The organism is Chryseobacterium sp. CBTAP 102 (genome assembly GCF_003201365.1).
GTDB classification, from domain to species: Bacteria; Bacteroidota; Bacteroidia; order Flavobacteriales; family Weeksellaceae; genus Chryseobacterium; species Chryseobacterium candidae.
In genome coordinates this window covers 38,082-58,423 of record NZ_QICX01000018.1, presented here as the reverse complement: position 1 = coordinate 58,423, position 20,342 = coordinate 38,082, and the positions used below count along the sequence as shown (strand labels likewise).

Annotated in this window: 21 protein-coding genes, 7 tRNA genes and 1 other RNA gene; 12 read left to right on the top strand and 17 right to left on the bottom strand. The window is 35.8% G+C overall.

Going from position 1 to position 20,342, the window contains the following annotated elements:
• Positions 1–11: 11 nt before the first annotated feature.
• From C8D70_RS19445 to rpsU, 12 genes are all read right to left on the bottom strand, one after another.
• Complete coding sequence (locus C8D70_RS19445; RefSeq protein WP_076594991.1) at positions 12–1,376, bottom strand: ATP-binding protein; 1,365 nt, start codon at positions 1,374–1,376, stop codon at positions 12–14.
• Positions 1,377–2,057 (bottom strand): response regulator transcription factor, encoded by a 681-nt coding sequence (locus C8D70_RS19440; protein WP_110368383.1) that lies wholly within the window; start codon positions 2,055–2,057, stop codon positions 1,377–1,379.
• A gap of 131 nt (positions 2,058–2,188) precedes the next feature.
• Positions 2,189–2,260 (bottom strand) — tRNA-Thr (locus C8D70_RS19435).
• A gap of 42 nt (positions 2,261–2,302) precedes the next feature.
• Positions 2,303–2,375: transfer RNA gene (locus C8D70_RS19430), tRNA-Gly, on the bottom strand.
• A gap of 86 nt (positions 2,376–2,461) precedes the next feature.
• Positions 2,462–2,542: transfer RNA gene (locus C8D70_RS19425), tRNA-Tyr, on the bottom strand.
• Positions 2,543–2,562: 20 nt separating this feature from the next.
• Positions 2,563–2,636, bottom strand: a tRNA-Thr gene (locus C8D70_RS19420).
• Positions 2,637–2,725: 89 nt separating this feature from the next.
• Positions 2,726–2,798, bottom strand: a tRNA-Gly gene (locus tag C8D70_RS19415).
• Positions 2,799–2,885: 87 nt separating this feature from the next.
• Positions 2,886–2,966: transfer RNA gene (locus C8D70_RS19410), tRNA-Tyr, on the bottom strand.
• 18 nt (positions 2,967–2,984) lie between these two features.
• Positions 2,985–3,058, bottom strand: a tRNA-Thr gene (locus C8D70_RS19405).
• Between the two features lie 109 nt (positions 3,059–3,167).
• A complete protein-coding gene (locus tag C8D70_RS19400) occupies positions 3,168–3,458 on the bottom strand; it encodes an HPF/RaiA family ribosome-associated protein (protein WP_076594989.1) in 291 nt (96 codons plus the stop codon).
• Entirely contained in the window at positions 3,455–4,342 is an 888-nt protein-coding gene (locus C8D70_RS19395; protein WP_110368382.1) for a tyrosine-type recombinase/integrase, read from the bottom strand. The genes C8D70_RS19400 and C8D70_RS19395 overlap by 4 nt, the downstream gene beginning before the upstream one ends.
• Before the next feature lie 78 nt (positions 4,343–4,420).
• Positions 4,421–4,618, bottom strand: a complete 198-nt coding sequence (gene rpsU / locus C8D70_RS19390; RefSeq protein ID WP_034693154.1) for a 30S ribosomal protein S21 — start codon at positions 4,616–4,618, stop codon at positions 4,421–4,423.
• 269 nt (positions 4,619–4,887) lie between these two features.
• Between rpsU and ssrA the strand changes: the two genes are divergently transcribed.
• Positions 4,888–5,289: a transfer-messenger RNA gene (gene ssrA, locus C8D70_RS19385) on the top strand.
• 183 nt (positions 5,290–5,472) lie between these two features.
• Here the strand turns inward: ssrA and C8D70_RS19380 are convergent.
• Positions 5,473–6,003 carry an antirestriction protein ArdA gene (locus C8D70_RS19380; RefSeq protein WP_110368381.1) on the bottom strand — a complete coding sequence of 177 codons (531 nt, stop codon included), beginning with the start codon at positions 6,001–6,003 and terminating at the stop codon, positions 5,473–5,475.
• A gap of 686 nt (positions 6,004–6,689) precedes the next feature.
• On the opposite strand from C8D70_RS19380, the gene C8D70_RS19375 reads away from it, so the two are divergent.
• The 7 genes from C8D70_RS19375 (at position 6,690) to pyk (ending at position 12,585) form a co-directional block, all read left to right on the top strand.
• Entirely contained in the window at positions 6,690–6,932 is a 243-nt protein-coding gene (locus tag C8D70_RS19375) for a hypothetical protein (RefSeq protein WP_110368380.1), read from the top strand.
• A complete protein-coding gene (locus C8D70_RS19365) occupies positions 6,928–7,995 on the top strand; it encodes an IS1182 family transposase (protein WP_317047802.1) in 1,068 nt (355 codons plus the stop codon). Before C8D70_RS19375 ends, C8D70_RS19365 begins: the two co-directional genes overlap by 5 nt.
• Positions 7,996–8,403: 408 nt before the next feature.
• On the top strand, positions 8,404–8,643 hold the full coding sequence (locus C8D70_RS19360; protein ID WP_002976354.1) for an acyl carrier protein: 240 nt from the start codon (positions 8,404–8,406) through the stop codon (positions 8,641–8,643).
• A gap of 34 nt (positions 8,644–8,677) precedes the next feature.
• Positions 8,678–9,922 carry a beta-ketoacyl-ACP synthase II gene (gene fabF / locus C8D70_RS19355; protein ID WP_034693118.1) on the top strand — a complete coding sequence of 415 codons (1,245 nt, stop codon included), beginning with the start codon at positions 8,678–8,680 and terminating at the stop codon, positions 9,920–9,922.
• A 9-nt stretch (positions 9,923–9,931) separates the two neighbouring features.
• A complete protein-coding gene (gene rnc / locus C8D70_RS19350) occupies positions 9,932–10,696 on the top strand; it encodes a ribonuclease III (RefSeq protein ID WP_076594972.1) in 765 nt (254 codons plus the stop codon).
• The gene (locus C8D70_RS19345) at positions 10,674–11,147 is read left to right on the top strand and encodes an IPExxxVDY family protein (RefSeq protein WP_110368377.1); all 474 of its coding nucleotides are present in this window, start codon (positions 10,674–10,676) and stop codon (positions 11,145–11,147) included. Before rnc ends, C8D70_RS19345 begins: the two co-directional genes overlap by 23 nt.
• Entirely contained in the window at positions 11,140–12,585 is a 1,446-nt protein-coding gene (pyk, locus tag C8D70_RS19340) for a pyruvate kinase (protein WP_076594970.1), read from the top strand. Before C8D70_RS19345 ends, pyk begins: the two co-directional genes overlap by 8 nt.
• Positions 12,586–12,791: 206 nt before the next feature.
• Here pyk and C8D70_RS19335 read toward each other — a convergent pair whose 3' ends face one another.
• From C8D70_RS19335 to hutI, 4 genes are all read right to left on the bottom strand, one after another.
• The gene (locus C8D70_RS19335) at positions 12,792–14,084 is read right to left on the bottom strand and encodes an aldehyde dehydrogenase family protein (RefSeq protein ID WP_110368376.1); all 1,293 of its coding nucleotides are present in this window, start codon (positions 14,082–14,084) and stop codon (positions 12,792–12,794) included.
• A 138-nt stretch (positions 14,085–14,222) separates the two neighbouring features.
• Positions 14,223–15,137, bottom strand: a complete 915-nt coding sequence (gene hutG / locus C8D70_RS19330) for a formimidoylglutamase (RefSeq protein WP_110368375.1) — start codon at positions 15,135–15,137, stop codon at positions 14,223–14,225.
• A gap of 8 nt (positions 15,138–15,145) precedes the next feature.
• The gene (locus C8D70_RS19325; RefSeq protein WP_110368374.1) at positions 15,146–15,547 is read right to left on the bottom strand and encodes a hypothetical protein; all 402 of its coding nucleotides are present in this window, start codon (positions 15,545–15,547) and stop codon (positions 15,146–15,148) included.
• Between the two features lie 15 nt (positions 15,548–15,562).
• Positions 15,563–16,786: an imidazolonepropionase gene (hutI, locus tag C8D70_RS19320; protein WP_110368400.1), complete on the bottom strand. Its 1,224-nt coding sequence runs from the start codon at positions 16,784–16,786 to the stop codon at positions 15,563–15,565.
• A 259-nt stretch (positions 16,787–17,045) separates the two neighbouring features.
• On the opposite strand from hutI, the gene ruvB reads away from it, so the two are divergent.
• From ruvB to coaE, 4 genes are read left to right on the top strand one after another with little or no spacing between them, the layout of a single operon-like run.
• Complete coding sequence (gene ruvB / locus C8D70_RS19315; protein ID WP_076594966.1) at positions 17,046–18,068, top strand: Holliday junction branch migration DNA helicase RuvB; 1,023 nt, start codon at positions 17,046–17,048, stop codon at positions 18,066–18,068.
• Between the two features lie 49 nt (positions 18,069–18,117).
• Complete coding sequence (locus C8D70_RS19310) at positions 18,118–18,729, top strand: FMN-binding negative transcriptional regulator (protein WP_110368373.1); 612 nt, start codon at positions 18,118–18,120, stop codon at positions 18,727–18,729.
• Positions 18,730–18,742: 13 nt separating this feature from the next.
• Positions 18,743–19,609: an MBL fold metallo-hydrolase gene (locus tag C8D70_RS19305; protein ID WP_076594964.1), complete on the top strand. Its 867-nt coding sequence runs from the start codon at positions 18,743–18,745 to the stop codon at positions 19,607–19,609.
• A gap of 9 nt (positions 19,610–19,618) precedes the next feature.
• Entirely contained in the window at positions 19,619–20,248 is a 630-nt protein-coding gene (gene coaE / locus C8D70_RS19300) for a dephospho-CoA kinase (protein ID WP_076594963.1), read from the top strand.
• Positions 20,249–20,342: the final 94 nt, after the last annotated feature.

Sequence of the window (20,342 nt, the reverse complement as noted above, 5' to 3'; positions counted from 1 at the left end):
ATCAGTCGCTTTTATTTTTTAAAAAATAATGTAAACTTATTCATGTGATCCTCAGGGGAAGAGTATACAATATCTGCATCATGATATTCCAGAATCCTTTTGACAATTCTAAGGCCTAATCCTGACCCTGCTATATTCTGTGCGTTATTTCCTCTTGTGAAAGCTTCAAACAGTTTAGTCTGTTCCTCTTCAGAAATAGTATTGCCGTGAGAAATAACTTCAACGGAAAGATTATCGTTGGTTTCAGTAATCAAAACATTCACTTCTGTATTATCTGAATACACTGCTGCATTTTTAAATAAGTTGATAAATACGATTACCAATAGTGAATGAATTCCTTTTATAGTCAGAAAAGCATTTTCAGAACTATCTTCATTGATCAGAAAATCCAGCTTAAGTTGTGGATAACTTTTCTCCACCGCTTCAAAGGCTTCAAAGATGACTTCATCAATTCTTACTTCCTCATAAATGCTCTGAATATTTTCTTTATCAAACTTTGTCAACAGCAGAAGTGAATTGGTAAGGTCTGATAATTGATAAACGTCCCGCTGAATCTGTTTTAAAGAAGACATCGTTTCCGGAGAATGTTCCTCAAATTTAATCAGATTTTCCAGCTGAAATGCCATTCTTGTTATCGGCGTTCTGATCTCATGCGAAGCACTGGCCGTAAAATCTTTTTGCGACTGAAATACATCATCCAGCCTTCCAATCATGGTATTAAAGGATTTGGCAAGAACACTTACTTCATCATTAGACTGCTCTACCGGAATCTGTGTGGTGAGTTTATGGGCAGTAACTTCAGAAATTTCCTTGTTCAGGTCTTCCAGTGGACGAAGGAACTTTTCGACAAAATAATAACTGAAAAAACCAATAAGCATGGTGCTCATCACATAAGCCGTAATCAAAAGATATTTAAGATATCCCAACTTGGATTTTCCGTTGGTATCAAAAGCACTGGTAAGGATATAATAATTTTCTCCATTAATATTCCTGAGTGCAGCATAGATTTCCGGAACTGTTTTTTCTGTATAGATAATTTTCTTTTTATCCAGCTCTTTAAGCATTGCACTGTCCCAGATGACATTCCGGTCTTTGATCGTACTGTAGATGAGTTCTTTTTTCTCATTGAAAATTAAAATCTTTTCATTCAAAAGAATGTTATCTGAATTTTCGTTGAAAAAAACCGGAGCCTCTTCTTCAAAGTCTTTTGATTTTGAGATAAAATGGGAAGTAAATTCAAGTCGCTGTCTGAATCGTTCTTTAAACTCATCCCTTCTGAAATCGTTAAAAGATAAATAAATGACCGCCATCACCATTCCAAATAGTAATGAAAAGGCAATACTTATCGTTAAAGCGATCTTCCTTTTTAAAGACATTTATAATGGGCTTAGGTAATATCCGAAACCAGAACGGGTGTGGATCAGTTTTATTTTAAAATCTTTATCAATCTTCTTCCTCAGAAAATTGATATACACTTCTACGGTATTGGTATTTGTGTTAAAATTGTGTTCCCATACATGTTCTGTGATCTGTTGTTTGGAAACCGTTCTTCCCTGCGCTTCCGCTAGATAAACCAACAACTGAAATTCTTTCAGCGTAAGGGTTATTTCATTTCCTCCACGATAAACCTTCTGCTCTGTTTTGTTGATAATAAGGTCATCAATTCTTACAATATCCTGATCGGAATTATCAGAAGGAGCTTTTCTCCTCAGCAGCGAATTGATTCTTAGAAGAAGTTCTTCAAACTGAAATGGCTTTACGAGATAATCGTCAGCCAGTCTTGTGAAAGCATCTTTTTTATCAGAGATATCTCCATAGGCAGAGATGATAATGATGGGAGTATTCTTGTCAAAAGAACGGATCGTCTGACAGACATCTAGTCCGTTTATTTTAGGAACATTAATATCCAGCAGATACAGATCATAGGTACTATTTTTTATCTGACGGAGAAAGGTTTCTCCGTCATAGATTTTATCACAGTTAAAATTATTTGATTCTAAAAATCTGCACAATTCTGCAGACAGAATGAGATCATCTTCCAGTAAAAGAATATTCATCAAAAATTTATTTTACACGAATTTAACGAAAATTTTATGATTGTGATTGTAAAGCTGGAGTAAAAGTTTTAAGGGATCAGTCTCAAAAGTTGGGCATAAAAAAATCCCGAAGAAAATTCGGGAAAATCGAGAGCCAACTACGGGACTTGAACCCGTGACCTCTTCCTTACCAAGGAAGCACTCTACCGCTGAGCTAAGTCGGCATCAACTAAAAAAATCACACTAAGTAGCGTGATTTTTCGTTGAGCGGAAGACGGGGGTCGAACCCGCGACATTCAGCTTGGAAGGCTGACGCTCTACCAACTGAGCTACTTCCGCAATTTTGTTTCCAAAATTATTGGTAAACGCTGTGCAAAACTAAGAAAACTTATTTAATCTCGCAACTATTTTTATAATATAAAATGTGGGGAGAGCAGGATTCGAACCTACGAAGCCGAAGCAACTGAGTTACAGTCAGTCCCATTTAGCCACTCTGGAATCTCCCCAGATATTTTATATTAAAATGAGCCTCCAGAGGGATTCGAACCCACGACCCCGAGATTACAAATCACGTGCTCTGGCCAACTGAGCTATGGAGGCATTTTAATAAAGGACTGAAACTGATTGAGAAACTCTACTCTACATATTTCAGTGTTAAAAAAAATCACTTTTACTCAGTGACTTTATTGAGCGGAAGACGGGGGTCGAACCCGCGACATTCAGCTTGGAAGGCTGACGCTCTACCAACTGAGCTACTTCCGCAATTTTGTTTTCAAAACTATTGGTAAACGCTGTGCAAAACTAAGAAAACTTATTTAATCCTGCAAGTTTTTTTATAAAAATATAAAGTGGGGAGAGCAGGATTCGAACCTACGAAGCCGAAGCAACTGAGTTACAGTCAGTCCCATTTAGCCACTCTGGAATCTCCCCAAAAGTTTATATTTTATGAGCCTCCAGAGGGATTCGAACCCACGACCCCGAGATTACAAATCACGTGCTCTGGCCAACTGAGCTATGGAGGCAAATATAAAAAAGAATTCAAAAGATCACTGTTCCTTTTTTGCGAGTGCAAATATAGAACGGATTTTTTGAATTCTCAAATATTTTATAAACTTTTTTTGACTTTTTTTTCTACGCCATTTCTTTTTTCTTGATTAGTAGCTTTTTAGCTGTATCAACACAAAGGTCCAAACTTTCTTCAAAACTGGTAGATGTTTTCTTTACTACGATATCGTCTCCCGGAACCGCCAAAATAATCTCAGCAGTTTTATTAGCTTTATCAGCGTTATTTTCTACTTTTAAAAATACCTTACACTCATGAATTTTGTCATAAAAGGTATCCAATTTGCTTACTTTTTTGTCAATGTGTGACTCTAGTGGTTCGTGTGGTGTTAAACCAATTGATTGAACTGAAATCTTCATAATTCTTCTTTTTTTGATGCTCGAGGGTGAGCCTGATTAAACACTTTTTTCAATTGTTCAATATTAGCATTCGTATAGACTTGAGTACTGGCAAGGCTGGAATGCCCTAATATTTTTTTTACTTTGGAGATCTCCGCCCCATTATCCAATACGTGGGTAGCAAAGCTATGCCGAAGGATGTGAGGACTTTTTTTTTCTTTCGTTGTTACAAGACTAAGGTACTTATTAACTACCACATAAACAAATTTTTCATTGAGTTTTTTCCCTTTCTTATTGACGAAAAAATATGATTTGAATTCTGTCTGCGGATTTCTTATTTCCAGATAACTTTTCAGAAGCTCAGACAATTCATTGGAAATGGGAATCACCCTTTCTTTGTTCCCTTTTCCTATTACTTTTAATTCATTTCCATATAAGTCAACATTCTCAAATATCAGGCCACAAAGTTCTGCTTTACGCATTCCTGTCTGATAAAGAACTTCCAAAATACATTTTTCAAGCACTTCATGTACCTGTTCGAAAATTCTTTCATTGAGATCAGTCATTTCCTCTTTAGACATAGGAATCTGTTTTTCAGCATAAAACTTCAGGGAAGAAATCCCTTCTACAGGAGAAACTTTAATCTCCCCTATTTTTAAAAGAAAAAGATAAAAACTTCGGAGTGAAGATAATTTTCTGTTGATACTTCTTTTGGAAATATTATTTTCGCTCAATTCAACAATAAAGTTTCGGATAATCTTTTTGTCTGCCCTGGCTAAATTGTCAGAAGATTCTGTTCGGAGGAAGAAATAGGAAAAGTCTTCAAGGTCTTTTTTGTAGCTTGTGATGGTATGAGGAGAATATCTTTTTTCGAATTGTAAGTATTCTAAAAATTTTTCCAGCATCATAGGTATAAAAATAAAAATTCACTCCTCAAATATAAGAATTTAAGAAGTGAATTAATATATGGTTAAGAAAAAATCTTAAGCCTGCTCTTCTTTGCTAAGCGCTCTTTGTTTGTAAGCCGCTTTCAGTCTAGCTTGTCTCAAAGTTACAGAAGGCTTAATAAACTGTTGTCTAGATCTTAATTGACGAACAGTTCCTGTTTTATCAAATTTTCTCTTGTATTTTTTTAAAGCTCTGTCGATGGATTCACCATCTTTTACTGGAATTATTAACATATTTTACATCTCATTTTGGATTGCAAAACTAGGTAATTTTTATGAGAACACAAAATATATTGCAATAAACAATCACTACCCTATCTTAATACTGTTAAAAAAACTCGTATTAATGCCTGTTAACAGGCATTAATTTTTTATCCACAATAACCAGACATTCAATTTTTAATAGCTTCAGGTTATTCATTTTCTTTCCCAATTACTATTAAAACCACCTATATTAATGAAATGTAAACAAAAAGCACTATCTTTGCATACAATTTATTCATGGGGTTGACTGGTTTCGACAGCAAGACCAATGGGTAAGTAAGCATGCAGAGAACCGTAGCGCGATCTCTATAATCCCTTGCTACAAAATTTTAACTGGCAACGAAGAGTTCGCTCTTGCAGCTTAATATCGAAGTATAGTAGATCAAGCGTTTTCCCGAAGATTTCAGTAGGGAAGCAAGATATTCCACAAATGCTCTGTTCTGCAGCGTTTGATCCTGGGATATAGGAATGCAGAAATAAGGCTTTAGAAGCTTTGGCTAAAGCTCGAAAATTTCAGAAGATAAGCTGGTAGTTGGGTGTCTACCCTCTGCTTTCAGTCGAAAACCAATGGTAGAATAAGCATGTAGAAAGCTTATGTATTGCTTGTTTGGACGAGGGTTCGAATCCCTCCAACTCCACTTTTTAAGCTAAAGAGAATTTGTAAATTATTGAAATTTAAATAATTACATTTTCTCTTTTTTGTTTTTGTACCCAAAGTTGTACCCGAATTTTTTAAATGTACTTTTTTAAATCTGTTTGAATTTAATAAAACCTATTTGAATTTTAAAACATACAAAGGGCTATTGTATAACACTACAAATATACTACGATTTAAAATAATGTCCGTTACTTTCAAAATAATCATACATCAAACTTTTTGCTGTAGCTTCCCAATCAATATAAATATAATTTGGTAGGCTTTCAGGAATATTTTCTTCTAAGATATATTGAGCAAATGTTTCATCGTCTGAGAACTCACCCATATAATAGTTTATCACACCGTTATAAATGCTTTGAAAATCCATTTTTCCAATACAATCAAGGTAAGCCTCGAAAATTTCAAGATCATAGCCAGAATAGTTTATTTGCTCTGCTATTTCAAATATCTCATTAGATAAATAACTTTCTTCGATTAATCCTAACTTTTCAAATAAAGAACAGTTTTCATAATCTTGGAGCATGAACTCTGGGTCGTGCTCATCTTGGTGAAGTTGTTTCATTGCTTCTAATAGTTCGTCATAATCTGAATAATCCGAAAGATTGAGCCATTTCCCAAATAATGAGCTTTCATTATACTTTTTGTAGGTTCCTACGTAGATACTAGCAGTATCAAGACAATTTTGTAAATTTGTCATGTCGATAATTTTTAGTGTAATTAAAATTTATTGATGTTGCCTATCGTGTTCGTAGCACTTTAGGCATTTTTTATATATTATTGTGAGAATCTATATAGAAAAAAGAACTTGAAATAGTTCTTAGATATATCAATAAAGTCAACATTCATGCCAATTGACAGAGATTTTAACTTTAAAATTAAAGTTTTTAAAATATTTTTAAACTAAGACGGCCACTAACAAAAACTGTCAAAAAAATATCAATAAAAATATATCTTAAAGACTATAACTAGTAGAAAATGTAAATGGAAAATAAAAATAGATCCACAAAAACCAAATAAAACAAAACTTACTGTTGAAAAAAGGTCTGATAGTTGGTAGGGGGAGATAAAATTTCTTTGACTTGGTGACGGGGGTATTGACATAGAAGGTATAATCTATTCACTCAAAATATTTTACTGGTATTAAATTTTTATAAATTCTACTATAAAGGATTATTTGATTTTTTGAGTGAGCTTTGATGGGGGTATTTTTGTAGGCAGGGATTCACCATTGTATTTTTTCACCCAAATAAAAATAGAATATAATTTTAACTGATCAATTCATCTTAAAAAATCTATTTAAAATAATTGTTTAAGCAATATTTTAGCAAACCGCAAGAAGATTAGGTTGCATCATATATTTGTTTCCAATAAAAAAAATATAATATGTCAATAAAAAGAAACAAAGCTAGAAAATCTAAGTTAGATTTAGTTGTATCCATGATTGAGGGAAGAAACATTAAGTGGTCACATAGAAATGCTGGTAATTATTTCATATTTGAGATACCTGATGTAGAAATCCATGTTTCACACGATGAAATCAAAATGATTAAAGATGGGAAAGTAATTTCATATTTTGATGATCGTTTTGATAATGTTTTAGACAAATTAGAAAAGCCTCTTAATTGAGGCTCTACTATTTGATTTAATTGATTCAGAATGGAGGTATGCCCAAAGCATCGCTTCGGATGAAGATAAAGATCCCCAACCTCCAGAGTTCAGGGAAATCAACAAAGAGAAAATCCAAAAAACGGTAGAAAACATCAACCAGAAACTGAAAGGAAGTAAAATCGCTGATAAGAAAGGGGGAGCTCAAGCTAAAGCCAAGCTGAACTACATCAGGAATAATTTTGAAAAGAATCTTGATAAATACCAACAGCAGGAAGACATTCTCGCAGAGCGGGGCTCTTACAGCAAAACCGATACAGATGCTACTTTTATGCGGATGAAGGAAGATCACATGAAGAACGGACAGCTCAAGCCCGCCTACAATGCGCAAATCTCCACCGAGAACCAGTTTATTCTGAATTATACGCTTCATCAAACCCCTGCCGATACTAATACTTTAGCCTCTCATCTGGAAAATTTTAAAGACAACATAGGCCAGGAAAAATTCTGCGAAATAGAATCCCTTACCGCCGATGCAGGTTACGGAAGTGAAGAGAATTATGAGCTTTTAGAGAAACTCGAAATAGAGGCTTTTGTAAAGTACAATACGTTTGATAAAGAGCAGGACGAAAACTATCAGAGTAAAAACAAAACCTTTAGCAAAGAGCATTTGCACTACAACCGGGAGAAAGATTTTTACGTTTGTCCAATGGGACAACGGATGGAAAAAAAACACGAAAGCAGCAAAACTACCAAGACCGGTTTTGAGCAGACCTTATCGCATTACAAGACCAAAAACTGCCAAGGGTGCCCATTAAGAAGCATGTGCCATCAATCTAAAGAAAACCGAAGCATAGAGAGAAATCACAATCTGGAACGTCATAAAGAACTCACACGAAAGCGACTGAAAAGTGAAGAAGGGATAGAAAAACGTAAAAAAAGATGTTACGATGTAGAGCCTGTGTTTGCCAACCTCAAACACAATCACCATTTTAAGCGATTTATGCTAAAATCGTTGAAAAAAGTAGAAATTGAGTTCGGTTTACATGCTTTAGCACACAACTTAAGAAAGAAGGTGGCATAAAAAGACACTCCAAATCAAAAAAATCATCCTAAAAAATAATATTGACAGTTTATAAACAAAAACCGCCTCAAGGAAAATGAGACGGCTTCTTCTTATTCTTTATTATTTACAACAAAAAACTGAACTCATTAATGATTTAGAATTTTACAATTATCGATTTGGCGTCATTCATAATAGTAAAGCCAACAATAATAAATTTGGAAGTATTACCTTTAATTTTCCTTTGACTAATTTAATTGGTTTTAGATCCGCCAGCAGACAATAAAACATAACCACCTGAAAACTAAAAGACTAAAGCGAAACAATCTAAAATGAAAGCTTCTGTTCCACAAAAAAGACTAAAAAAATGTTTTATCGTAAAGAATTTTATATATTTGCACCATCTAACAATTAAAAAAATAATTTACTATGTCAGACATTGCATCAAGAGTAAAAGCTATCATCGCTGATAAGCTTGACGTTGAAGAAACAGAAGTAACTCCTGAAGCTAGCTTCACTAACGATTTAGGAGCTGATTCACTAGATACAGTTGAGTTAATCATGGAATTTGAAAAAGAATTTAACATTCAGATCCCTGATGACCAAGCTGAAAAAATTACTACTGTAGGACACGCTATCGCTTACATCGAAGAAGTAGTAAATAAATAATATTCTTCAACAAAAAAGAAATTAAACAAAGTTTATGGAATTAAAAAGAGTAGTTGTAACCGGATTTGGAGCAATAACACCAATAGGAAATAATGCAAAAGAATACTGGGAAAATCTTGTGAAAGGTGAGAGCGGTGCCGCTCCGATTACTCTTTTTGATGCCACAAACTTTAAAACAAAGTTCGCTTGCGAGGTAAAAAATTTCGATCCGTTACAGCATTTCGATAAGAAAGAGGCTAAAAAAATGGATAGAAATACTCAATTGGGACTTGTTGCTGCAAGAGAAGCAGTAGCGCATTCCGGCATTATTGAAGACAATGTAGATAAAAACAGAGTTGGTGTAATCTGGGGCTCCGGAATCGGAGGATTAGAGACTTTTGAAACTGAAGTTTTAGGATGGGCCAATACGGAAATTCCGAGATTCAACCCTTTCTTTATCCCAAAAATGATTGCGGATATCACTCCAGGACATATCTCAATTGAATACGGTTTCCACGGACCAAACTACACTACTGTATCTGCATGTGCCTCTTCAGCGAATGCTATAATTGATTCCAAAATGCTGATCCAGTTAGGAAAAGCAGACGTGATTGTGTGCGGAGGCTCTGAAGCAGCCGTTACAGCAAGTGGTGTCGGTGGATTCAACGCAATGATGGCACTTTCTACAAGAAACGACGATCCTAAAACAGCTTCAAGACCTTTTGACAAAGACAGAGATGGATTTGTGCTAGGTGAAGGTGCAGGATGTATTGTTCTAGAAGAATATGAGCACGCCGTAAAACGTGGTGCTACAATTTATGCAGAATTACTGGGAGGAGGTCTGAGTGCTGATGCACATCACATGACTGCTCCACATCCTGAAGGTCTTGGCGCTTATCTGGTAATGAAAAGCTGTCTGGAAGATGCAGGCTTAACTGCTGATGAAGTAGATCATATCAACATGCATGGTACATCTACTCCATTAGGAGACATCGCAGAATCCAATGCAATTTCGAAATTATTAGGCGAGCATGCTTATGACATTCAGATTAATTCTACAAAATCAATGACTGGCCATCTTTTAGGTGCTGCAGGTGTTATTGAAGCTATCGCTGCATTGGGAACTATTATTCATGGTACAGTCCCTCCAACCATCAACCATTTTACTGATGATGAAAATATTGACAGCCGACTTAACTTTACGTTTAATACAGCTGTTAAGAAAGATGTAAAAGTAGCCATGAGCAATACTTTCGGATTTGGCGGGCATAACGCTTGCGTTCTATTTAAGAAAATCTAAATTCAATGAATGGAGTTACAGAAATACTTTTCTAAATTCCTTCTCAAAAAAAGAAAAAGACAATTAACGGAGAGAGAGTATTTTCTCAGTACCGAGCTTAGAAAAGTATTAGGTACAGAGGTACAGAATATAGCTCTTTACCGCGAAGCTTTTTCTTTGAAAAATTCTTCTAAAAATCAAGACAGCAATTACGAAAGACTTGAATTTTTGGGAGATTCTGTTTTGGGTACAATTATTTCTTGTCATTTGTTCCAGACATATCCTCAGGCCAATGAGGGATATCTGACACAAATGAAATCTAAGATTGTTAATAGGAAAAACCTCAATAAATTAGGAGAAGATCTCAAGCTTACCAGCCTTTTGCAAAAGCAAAACAGCTCATCAGCTTTGGGAGAAAATATCTCTGGAAATTTGTTCGAAGCCTTAATTGGTGCTGTTTATTTAGACTTCCATTATGATACCTGTAAAAGGATTATTCTGGAAAAATTACTGACCCCTTCCGAGATCAATAAGCTTGAAAACAAAATTGTGAGCTATAAAGGTCTTCTGCTCGAATGGAGCCAGAAAAAGAAGGTGAATATAAAGTACGAAACCTGCGAGGAAATACAGGCTAATAAATCTGTCGTATTCAGATGCCATGTATGGCTTGGAGACGAAAAAATTGCCAATGCAACAGAGACTTCCAAGAAGAAAGCAGAGGAAAAAGCAGCACAGAGGGCATTTTATATTTTAAACAAAAAAGAAAATATACTTGGAAATTCAAAAACTTTATGATCTTGATGATATAGAATTTGAAGATATTGCCATAGGATTGGTAAGATTAGCCAAAGATATACCTGCTCACGAGTTTTTCTACAAAATAAATCAAACCAATAACCTCAGTTTTTCAAGAAAGAAAGATCTTGTCTTTCATGGGGGATATTATGATTATTTTTTTCCAAGATATGAAGGCTATCACAAGTATACAAAGACTTGTTTTACCTTCATTTCCAATAAATCTTCTGAAAGTAAGCAAAAAAAAATTCAGACAGAACTCTTTACAGAAGAAGAGAACATTAAATTTTTATTAAATAATCAGGTAGATGTGGAATATATTCTGCATAGTTCGGAACAGTTTCCTGATTTTTCCGTAATTTTGCTCCCTGAAAATCTTGTGTTTCCAATTCAAGATTATACACTGAGTTCTGATGAGGAACTTTATCAAATTATCCAGTATTATGAATAAGTATTTAAAGAAGACAAAAATTATCGCAACACTAGGGCCTGCTTCATCGTCGAAGGAGGTAATGTTAGATTTAATGAAAGCGGGTGTTGATATTTTCAGAATAAATTTTTCCCATGCAGATTACGACTTAGTTCGAAAAAATATTGAAATAATTAGAGAGCTAAACAATGAGTATGGTTATTCTGTGGGAATCCTGGGAGACCTTCAGGGTCCTAAGCTGAGAGTGGGAGTTGTAAAGGAAGGATCTTATCTGAATCCAGGTGATATTCTGACTTTCACCAATGAAAAGATGGAGGGAGATTCCACTAAGGTATACATGACATACCAACAGTTTCCACAGGATGTAAAAGTAGGGGAAAGAATTCTTATTGATGATGGGAAACTAATGCTGGAGGTTATTGAAACCAATGAAAAAGATACTGTAAAAGCAAAAACTATTCAGGGAGGTCCGCTAAGTTCTAAAAAAGGAGTTAATCTCCCTAATACAAATGTTTCTCTTCCTGCATTAACAGAAAAAGATGTTCAGGATGCTAATTTCATGCTTGACATGGAAGTTGACTGGATTGCCTTATCATTTGTTCGTCATGCTCAGGATATTATCGACTTGAAGGAGCTTATTAAAGCGCATCCAAATGGTAAATTCAAAACTCCGATTATTGCGAAGATTGAAAAGCCTGAAGGCGTTAAAAATATTGATGAAATCCTTCTTGAATGTGATGGATTAATGGTAGCCCGTGGAGATCTTGGAGTAGAAGTTCCGATGGAGGAAGTTCCTGCCATCCAGAAAAACCTGGTAGAAAAAGCGAGATTCTATTCCAAGCCGGTCATCATTGCTACCCAGATGATGGAAACGATGATCAACAGTTTAACACCAACAAGAGCGGAAGTAAATGACGTGGCCAACTCTGTACTGGACGGAGCTGATGCTGTAATGCTTTCCGGAGAAACTTCGGTAGGTAGATATCCGGTACAGGTTGTGGAAAACATGGCTAAAATTGTAAAGAATATTGAAACTACTCATTTCTACCAACACAAAAATGAGCCTATCGAGAAAGATTATAACTGTATCGATGAAAGATTCATTACCAACAGGGTTTGTCTTGCAGCGGTAAGAATTGCTAAAACAACTAACGTTTCTGCTATCGTAACGCTTACTCACTCCGGGTACACCGCATTCCAGCTTGCAGCACACAGACCAAACTCTCATATTATCGTATACAGCGGTAACAGAAGAGTTATCACGATGCTGAACCTTCTTTGGGGTGTTCACGCATACTATTATGACATGAAAAAATCTACTGATGAAACGATTATCCAGGTAAATATGTTAACACACAACTATGGTTATATCGAAACCGGAGATTTCGTAATCAACATCAATGCTACTCCATCCTATGAAGGGGGAAAAACAAATACATTGAGACTGACAACAGTATAAGCAATAAGCAATAAGCAATAAGCAATAAGCAAAATTACTTTTTGTAAAAGCATAAAAAAACTCCCGGAAATAAATTTCCGGGAGTTTTTTATTTATAGTGTAAAGTAGACTGTTAACTGATAAACGGCAGTTTGTCATTCTGAACGAAACGGAGTGAAGTGAAAAAAACCTGAGACTCGATTCCCAACAATGACATTATACCTAATTTAGTTACCTACAATCGTCTTAGCGGTCACAAATTCTTTTAAAGCCAATAAAGATAGTTCTGTTCCATATCCGGAAGCTTTTGATCCTCCAAACGGAAAACGTGGATCAGAGCTTGTCATACGGTTGATATTGACTGTTCCGGATTCAAGGTTTTCAATGAAGAATAACTGGCGTTCTTTATTTTTAGTCCATACAGAATTGGAAAGACCGAAAGGAATATCATTCGCCATCTGTAAAGCTTCATCATCAGTTTTTGCAATCATAACCATACCCAGAGGTCCGAAAAGCTCTTCTTTTAAAATAGGATTACCTTCCTGAACTCTGATTAAACCAGGTTTAAATTCATTTTCAGAAACTCTTTCCAGAGGAATGATGATTTCAGCACCGTTTTCCAATGCTCTGTTGAACTGGGCTTCCAGTTCATCAGCAAGATCAGGTCTTGCCATTCCTGCAAGTTTGGTTTCTTTATCTAAAGGATCACCAATCTCATATTTTTTGTATTCTTCAATGAAGATTGGTAAAAATGTATCCCCAATCTTTTCATCAATGATAAATCTTTTTGCTGCAGTACAGGTTTGTCCGCAATTTTGAAGTCTTGATTTTACACCGGCTTTAGCGGCTTCTTCAAGATCTGCATCATCAAAAATGATAAAAGCATCACTTCCGCCTAATTCAAGTAAAGATTTTTTGATATTTAAGCCTGCTATTGAAGCTACTTCTCCTCCTGCTTTTCCGCTGCCTGTTAAGCTTACTCCTTTTACAGTGTCATGTTCAAGAATTTCTTTTACTGCTTTATGTCCTACTTCAAGATTCTGAAAAACACCTTCCGGAAAACCAGCTTCCAAAAGAACTTCTTCAATGGCATTTCCACTACCAAAACAAATTGAAGCATGCTTCAAAACTATTGTATTTCCAGCCAAAATTGCAGGAGTAGCAAATCTCAGTACCTGCCAGAAAGGAAAGTTCCATGGCATCACCCCTAAAATTACCCCTTTTGGAGCATAGTGAACTTCAGAGTAAGCAAATTCTGATTCTACTTTTTCAGGTTGTAAAGTATTCTCAGCGTCTGCATAATAATTCATCATTAAAGCACACTTTTCCACTTCAGCAATAGATTCTGAAATGGGTTTATTCATTTCTGTTGTAATTATTTTTCCAAATTTCTCCGAATTATTTTTTAAAATTCCCGCTGCTTTTGCAATTAACTTCTGCCTTTCCTCAAACGGCACTTTTCTCCACACTGAAAACGCTTTATCTGCTTTAATAAGCTTGCTTTCAATTAATTGTTCCATAATATAAATTTCTGTTTTAAATTCAGCTAATGAATTTATGAGCGCTTTTATTTTAAAAGCACGGTGAAATCAGCAAATTTCATTCCTTAAGGGTCAATAAAATAATGATTTTCTCTATTGGAAGAATATAACTTTATCTTACATCATTAGCCATTCATTTACAAGACATGCTGCCAGTCTTGCGGTTCTGTCCTGGATATCGAAAGAAGGGTTTACTTCTGCCACATCCAGCGCTACCAATTTTTTATTTTTTAAGATATGTCTGTAAAAATGCATAAAAGCTGTATCTGCAAAGATACCATTATAAGCCGCAGCAGAAACTCCCGGAGCAACGGATGCATTAAAGACGTCCATGCAAATGGTAAGATAGGCATAATCTACACTGTTCAGCAGTTCATCAATACGTTGATAGATGGAGCTAAGATTTTCAAAAAACAGTTCATCTGCCAGAATATATTTCATTCCGTACTGATGGGCTGTATCAAAAAGCTTCAATGTATTGGAGTTTCTCTGGATTCCAATATGCAAAGAATGGATAGGACCTTCCTGAGCAATCTGCCAGAAACCAGTTCCGGAACTTGGTCCTACTCCTTTTTCCGGCTGTCTGTTATCGAAATGGGCATCGATATTGATGATCCCTATTTTTTGTTCCGGAAAAGCTGTTTTTACGCCCAGATAATGAGCATAAGTCACTTCATGACCTCCACCCAAAACAAGAGATTTCCCTCCTTTTAAAAGTACTTTTGAGACATTTTTGGCAAGATTATTCTGAGTATTTTCCAGATTACCGTCTTCACAGGTAACATTCCCAAAGTCAAGCATTGAAAAGTCAGGAAGAATTACCGGAAAATTAGACATATTTTTCCTGATCACATCCGGAGCATCTTTCGCGCCCTGACGGCCTTTGTTTCTCCTTACTCCTTCATCTACAGCAAAACCATGTAGTGCAAAATCTCCTGTAGAAATATTATCGTAATTGTGTTCTTCTTTTACCCTTTGAAATAATCTGTGATAGAGAAGTTCTTCTCCGTCTAATCTGCCTTGCCAAATCATAATCTAAATTATTCTCTAAACCTCCCTCTGATGGTAGGTATAAATGTTCTGAAAAATAAAACTATAAACACTAATAAAGCACCACCGAATTTAAATTGCATGCTTCTATTTTCTTTACTAAAATAAAAAGTCACAACGCCTAAAGCAACAATAGCAATTAAGTAAAAGGTAGAATAAAGATATCCTCCTCTATTTTCATATTTAAATTCTCCACCGTTTGCAGCAAACATTTCATCCAGCATGCTATTGGCAGTAGCTGCATCCACTTTTCTAATATCTGAAGTCAAATTCTTTATAATAAAATCTTTTTTTGTGCCCGCTTTTACAGCATTTAATGCATAATCAACGTTTTTTTCTGCAACTCCAAGAGAGACATATTTTTCTTTAATCTCTTCTAATTTAATTTTCATGATCGTGTTTTTTTACTACTTCTTATTTCCATTGATATAAACATTTTCCGCGCTCAAGCTTCCCTGATTATACAATACATTCTGGAAATTATTGGTTTTAAAAGTGACAAAATCGGCTTTTTTTCCTGCTTCCAATTGTCCTCTGTCTTTAAGGTTCAATGCATAAGCAGCACGGAAAGTCATTCCTGCTAACACTTCGGCTGTCGTCAGCTTCTGGAATGTAGCCAGAATAGATGCCTGGGTAATCAAATTCCCCATGGGTGCCGATCCCGGATTCCAGTCACTTGCTATGGCTACGATAGCTCCTGCATCTAATAATTTTCTAGCCGGAGTAAATTTCTCACCTAATCCCAGACTTGCCCCCGGCAGAGCTGTCGCCACGGTATCAGATTCTGCAAGGAACTCAATATCTTCATCTATGGTTGCTTCCAAATGGTCCGCAGATTTTGCTCCCACTTCTACGGCAATTCTTGAACTTCCAGGGGTAAACTGATCTGCATGAACAGTGATTTCAAAGCCTAATTCTTTTGCCTTACGTAAAAAATCCTTACTTTCCTCAGGCTGAAAAGCAGATTTTTCAATAAAAATATCTACTCTGTTTGCCAATCCTTCTTCTTTTACTTTTGGTAAAATTTCGGTAATGATATATTCAAGATATTCAGGATTGCTACCTTCAAAATCTCTGGGTTTTAAGTGGGCAGAAAGACAGGTAGGAACTAAAGTTGCCTTTGTTTCTTGCTCTGCTTTTTTAATAATTCTGAGCATTTTCAGCTCATTTTCCACATCCAGACCATAACCGCTCTTCACTTCAATAGTTGTAATTCCCAGATCAAGCAAAAAATTGATTCTTTCAACTAAAGTTTTTAATAATACTTCTTCTGAAGCATTTCTCGTATGCTGTACGGAACTCCAGATTCCGCCGCCGCTTTCCGCAATCTCAAGATAAGTTTTCCCGGCATTACGCATGGCAAAATCGTTGGCACGGTTTCCTCCGAAACAAATATGGGTATGTGAATCTACAAAAGCAGGAAGAACAATTTGCTCTCCTTCAATATATTCAAATTCTATAGTAGGATTTTCTGTTTTTAATGTTTCGAAATTTCCAACTTTCCGGATAATATTCTGATCTACTACAATTCCTCCGTCTGCAATAATTTCAAGCTGGTCATCAGAAAGTTTTCCTCTTAAGGGTAAGTTAGCAAGTGTTACCACCTGTTTGAATGGTCCTATTAATTTCATTAGTTTAAAGTTAATGTGATGTTTAGATTCAAGCTGACACATTCTTATATCAGTATCTGTTTCTCAACATTCAAAATTTTATTAATTTTTATTAATAATTTCTTCTCTCAAAAATACTTAAAATATCCCAATTATTTAAATCTTAGCTGTTCTCATTTTCAACGCTGACTTCAACCTCTGTATCAATCTCAACGTTTTCTCAATCTGCCCTTCAACCTTTGTCTAAATTTGCTATCTTTGAAGTAAATGAAATGAATTAATGCCAGATTTTTTACATCCAGATAAGGAAAACTACTCAAACGAGGAGCTGATGCAGGAAGAACAGATCCGTCCCCAGAGCTTTAAAGATTTTGCGGGGCAGAGAAAAACGCTGGAGAACCTTGAGGTTTTTGTTACCGCTGCAAAAAGACGTGGCGGAGCACTAGATCATGTTTTATTACACGGTCCGCCGGGACTGGGTAAAACTACTTTGGCCAATATTATTGCTAATGAACTTGGGGTAAACTGCAAGGTTACTTCGGGCCCTGTATTGGATAAGCCCGGAAGTTTAGCTGGTTTATTGACCAATCTTGAGGAAAATGATGTTCTTTTCATTGATGAGATTCACCGTCTTTCTCCTGTAGTAGAGGAATACCTGTATTCTGCAATGGAGGATTACAAGATTGATATTATGCTGGAAACAGGTCCTAATGCCAGAAGTGTACAGATAGGGCTGAATCCTTTTACTCTGGTGGGAGCTACTACAAGAAGTGGTATGCTTACAAAGCCAATGCTTGCCAGATTTGGGATTCAGAGCAGGCTGGAATATTATTCTATTGAACTTTTGTCAACCATTATTCAGAGAAGTTCAAGGGTTTTAGGTGTTGTCATCTATGAAGATGCTGCCATAGAAATTGCAAGAAGAAGCCGTGGAACACCGAGGATCGCCAATGCACTACTGAGAAGGGTACGTGATTTCGCTGAGATTAAAGGAAATGGTGAGATTGAGATCAAGATCACCAAATATGCTTTGGATTCTTTAAATGTGGACGAATTTGGTCTGGATGAAATGGATAATAAGATCATGCGCGTCATGATTGAAAACTTTAAAGGAAAGCCGGTTGGTATTTCTGCTCTGGCAACATCTATTGCTGAAAATCCTGAAACACTGGAAGAAGTTTATGAACCGTTTCTGATTCAGGAAGGGTTTATTATCAGAACTCCCAGAGGACGGGAAGTTACCGACAAGGCTTACAAACATTTGAATATTACAAGACCTAAAAACCCGGGAGAACTATTTTAATTCAAAATTTCGAGTTTATGGTTTAATGTTAATGCGAATTGATTAGTTTATGTTTATACCTAAATTATACAGAAGTGAAGATTACGATTTGATGAGAGAGATTATCAAAGAAAACTCTTTTGCTTTACTGATTTCTTCCGTTGATAAGATTAGAGCTACTCATTCTATGATGATGCTTAATGAAGATGATCCTGAAAATGCTTATATTGAAACTCATATTTCAAGGGCCAATCCTCAGGCAAAAACCTTAAACGATGGAGATGAAGTTCTTTGTGATTTTTTGGGAGCTCACACTTATATATCCAGCAGCTGGTATGATCATATTAATGTTTCTACCTGGAATTATGAAGCGGTGCAGATTCATGGAACAGTTGAAATAATGAATCATGATGAACTCTATACCCATTTGGATAAATTAACTTCCAAATACGAAAGTTTTCAGCAATGTCCAATGATGGTAGAAGATATGGGAAGGGAATTTGTGGAAAAAGAAATGAAAGGAGCTTTTGGGATTAAAATAATTCCTACCGAAATATTTATCAAACAAAAACTTTCTCAGAACAGAAAAGAGGATGATTTTAACAACATCATTACTCAACTTGAGCAATCTGATGATAACGCGAGAAAAATTGCAGAGAAAATGAAATTAATAAAGAAATAATCAAAATATACATATGAAGTTATATCCAATACAATGTGGAAAATTTAAACTGGACGGCGGTGCTATGTTCGGAGTCGTCCCAAAGAGTCTGTGGGAAAAAACGAATCCTGCAGACGAAAAAAACCTAATCGAGCTGGGAACCCGTTCCCTTCTTATTGAAGATGGAAAAAAACTGATCCTTGTAGACTGTGGTCTCGGTAACAAACAGGATGATAAATTTTTCGGCCACTACTCTCTTTGGGGAGATGATAGTCTTGATAAAAATCTTAAAAAATATGGCTTTATAAAGGAAGATATTACGGATGTATTCCTTACTCACCTTCACTTTGACCACTGTGGTGGAGCTATAGAATGGAATGACGACAGAACCGGATACAGACCAGCTTTTAAAAATGCTAATTTCTGGACTAATGAAAACCACTGGCAATGGGCAACAGAACCCAATGCAAGAGAAAAAGCAAGTTTCCTGAAGGAAAACATTATGCCCATGCAGGAAAGCGGGCAGCTTAACTTTTTGCCACTTCCCACTACCGGAAACTACGGTTTCGCTCCGGATCTGAAAATGGACGTTATCTTCGTAGACGGGCATACCGAAAAGCAGATGCTTCCGGTTATCCAGTATCAGGAAAAAACAGTTGTTTTTGCTGCAGATCTTATTCCTACAGCAGGACATATCAACCAGGTATATGTGATGGGATATGATACAAGACCTCTTTTAACACTGGAAGAAAAAGGAAAATTCCTTAAGCAGTGTGTAGACAACGAGTATTTATTGTTCTTTGAGCATGATGCCCATAATGAGCTTGCAAGTCTTAAAATGACCGATAAAGGGGTAAGACTCGATGAAACGTTTAGCTTTAATGATGTTTTTGGATATTAATTTTTAATCATGGAAGAATTACATTCAGAAACCCCGCAGACAGAGCCGGAACCAGCACCCAAGATCATTGGCTTAACAGGAGGAATAGGCTCTGGAAAAACCACAGTAGCGCGCTTTATAGAGGAATTTGGTTTTCCGGTTTATTATTCCGATGACAGAGCAAAAACCATTGTCAATGAGAGTGAAGATCTGAAAATAAAAATCAAAGAACTTCTAGGCGAAGATTCATATGATGAGAACGGATTGTATGACAGAAAGTTTGTAGCAGATAAAGTTTTTAATAACAGAGATCTGCTTCAACAATTGAATGAGATTATTCATCCTGCTGTAAAAATTGATTTTGAAAACTGGGTAAGGAAACAAAGCAAATATTTAGTTTTTAAAGAAACAGCTTTATTATTTGAACTGAAGCTTAACAGACAATGTTATAAATCTCTTCTGGTAACTGCCGAGGATAATATCAGGATCAAAAGAGTAATGGACAGGGATCATAAAACCTACCGTGAGGTAGAAACTGTCATGGAAAAACAAATGCCCGAAAGGGATAAAATTAAAATGGCAGATTGTATTATCTATAACAATACCAATCTGGAAGATTTAAAAGAACAAACTGAAAAAGTGATCTTCAGTATTGAATAAATAAAAACTCGTTAGAAAAGCTTCTAACGAGTTTTTTTCTGTAAAAATATTTCTTAGGAGCAGCAGGTTCACCTGAGATATTTTTGACCACATT

What these genes read in the sequence shown, in the direction of transcription:
- ruvB (WP_076594966.1), top strand. Translation starts at nt 17,046, where the DNA reads ATGCCAGATTTTTTACATCCAGATAAGGAAAACTACTCAAACGAGGAG.
- hutI (WP_110368400.1), bottom strand. Translation starts at nt 16,786, where the DNA reads ATGAAATTAATAGGACCATTCAAACAGGTGGTAACACTTGCTAACTTA.
- C8D70_RS19310 (WP_110368373.1), top strand. Translation starts at nt 18,118, where the DNA reads ATGTTTATACCTAAATTATACAGAAGTGAAGATTACGATTTGATGAGA.
- C8D70_RS19395 (WP_110368382.1), bottom strand. Translation starts at nt 4,342, where the DNA reads ATGCTGGAAAAATTTTTAGAATACTTACAATTCGAAAAAAGATATTCT.
- pyk (WP_076594970.1), top strand. Translation starts at nt 11,140, where the DNA reads ATGAATAAGTATTTAAAGAAGACAAAAATTATCGCAACACTAGGGCCT.
- C8D70_RS19335 (WP_110368376.1), bottom strand. Translation starts at nt 14,084, where the DNA reads ATGGAACAATTAATTGAAAGCAAGCTTATTAAAGCAGATAAAGCGTTT.
- C8D70_RS19445 (WP_076594991.1), bottom strand. Translation starts at nt 1,376, where the DNA reads ATGTCTTTAAAAAGGAAGATCGCTTTAACGATAAGTATTGCCTTTTCA.
- C8D70_RS19305 (WP_076594964.1), top strand. Translation starts at nt 18,743, where the DNA reads ATGAAGTTATATCCAATACAATGTGGAAAATTTAAACTGGACGGCGGT.
- C8D70_RS19400 (WP_076594989.1), bottom strand. Translation starts at nt 3,458, where the DNA reads ATGAAGATTTCAGTTCAATCAATTGGTTTAACACCACACGAACCACTA.
- C8D70_RS19375 (WP_110368380.1), top strand. Translation starts at nt 6,690, where the DNA reads ATGTCAATAAAAAGAAACAAAGCTAGAAAATCTAAGTTAGATTTAGTT.
- rnc (WP_076594972.1), top strand. Translation starts at nt 9,932, where the DNA reads ATGGAGTTACAGAAATACTTTTCTAAATTCCTTCTCAAAAAAAGAAAA.
- hutG (WP_110368375.1), bottom strand. Translation starts at nt 15,137, where the DNA reads ATGATTTGGCAAGGCAGATTAGACGGAGAAGAACTTCTCTATCACAGA.
- fabF (WP_034693118.1), top strand. Translation starts at nt 8,678, where the DNA reads ATGGAATTAAAAAGAGTAGTTGTAACCGGATTTGGAGCAATAACACCA.
- C8D70_RS19380 (WP_110368381.1), bottom strand. Translation starts at nt 6,003, where the DNA reads ATGACAAATTTACAAAATTGTCTTGATACTGCTAGTATCTACGTAGGA.
- C8D70_RS19360 (WP_002976354.1), top strand. Translation starts at nt 8,404, where the DNA reads ATGTCAGACATTGCATCAAGAGTAAAAGCTATCATCGCTGATAAGCTT.
- C8D70_RS19440 (WP_110368383.1), bottom strand. Translation starts at nt 2,057, where the DNA reads ATGAATATTCTTTTACTGGAAGATGATCTCATTCTGTCTGCAGAATTG.
- rpsU (WP_034693154.1), bottom strand. Translation starts at nt 4,618, where the DNA reads ATGTTAATAATTCCAGTAAAAGATGGTGAATCCATCGACAGAGCTTTA.
- C8D70_RS19325 (WP_110368374.1), bottom strand. Translation starts at nt 15,547, where the DNA reads ATGAAAATTAAATTAGAAGAGATTAAAGAAAAATATGTCTCTCTTGGA.
- coaE (WP_076594963.1), top strand. Translation starts at nt 19,619, where the DNA reads ATGGAAGAATTACATTCAGAAACCCCGCAGACAGAGCCGGAACCAGCA.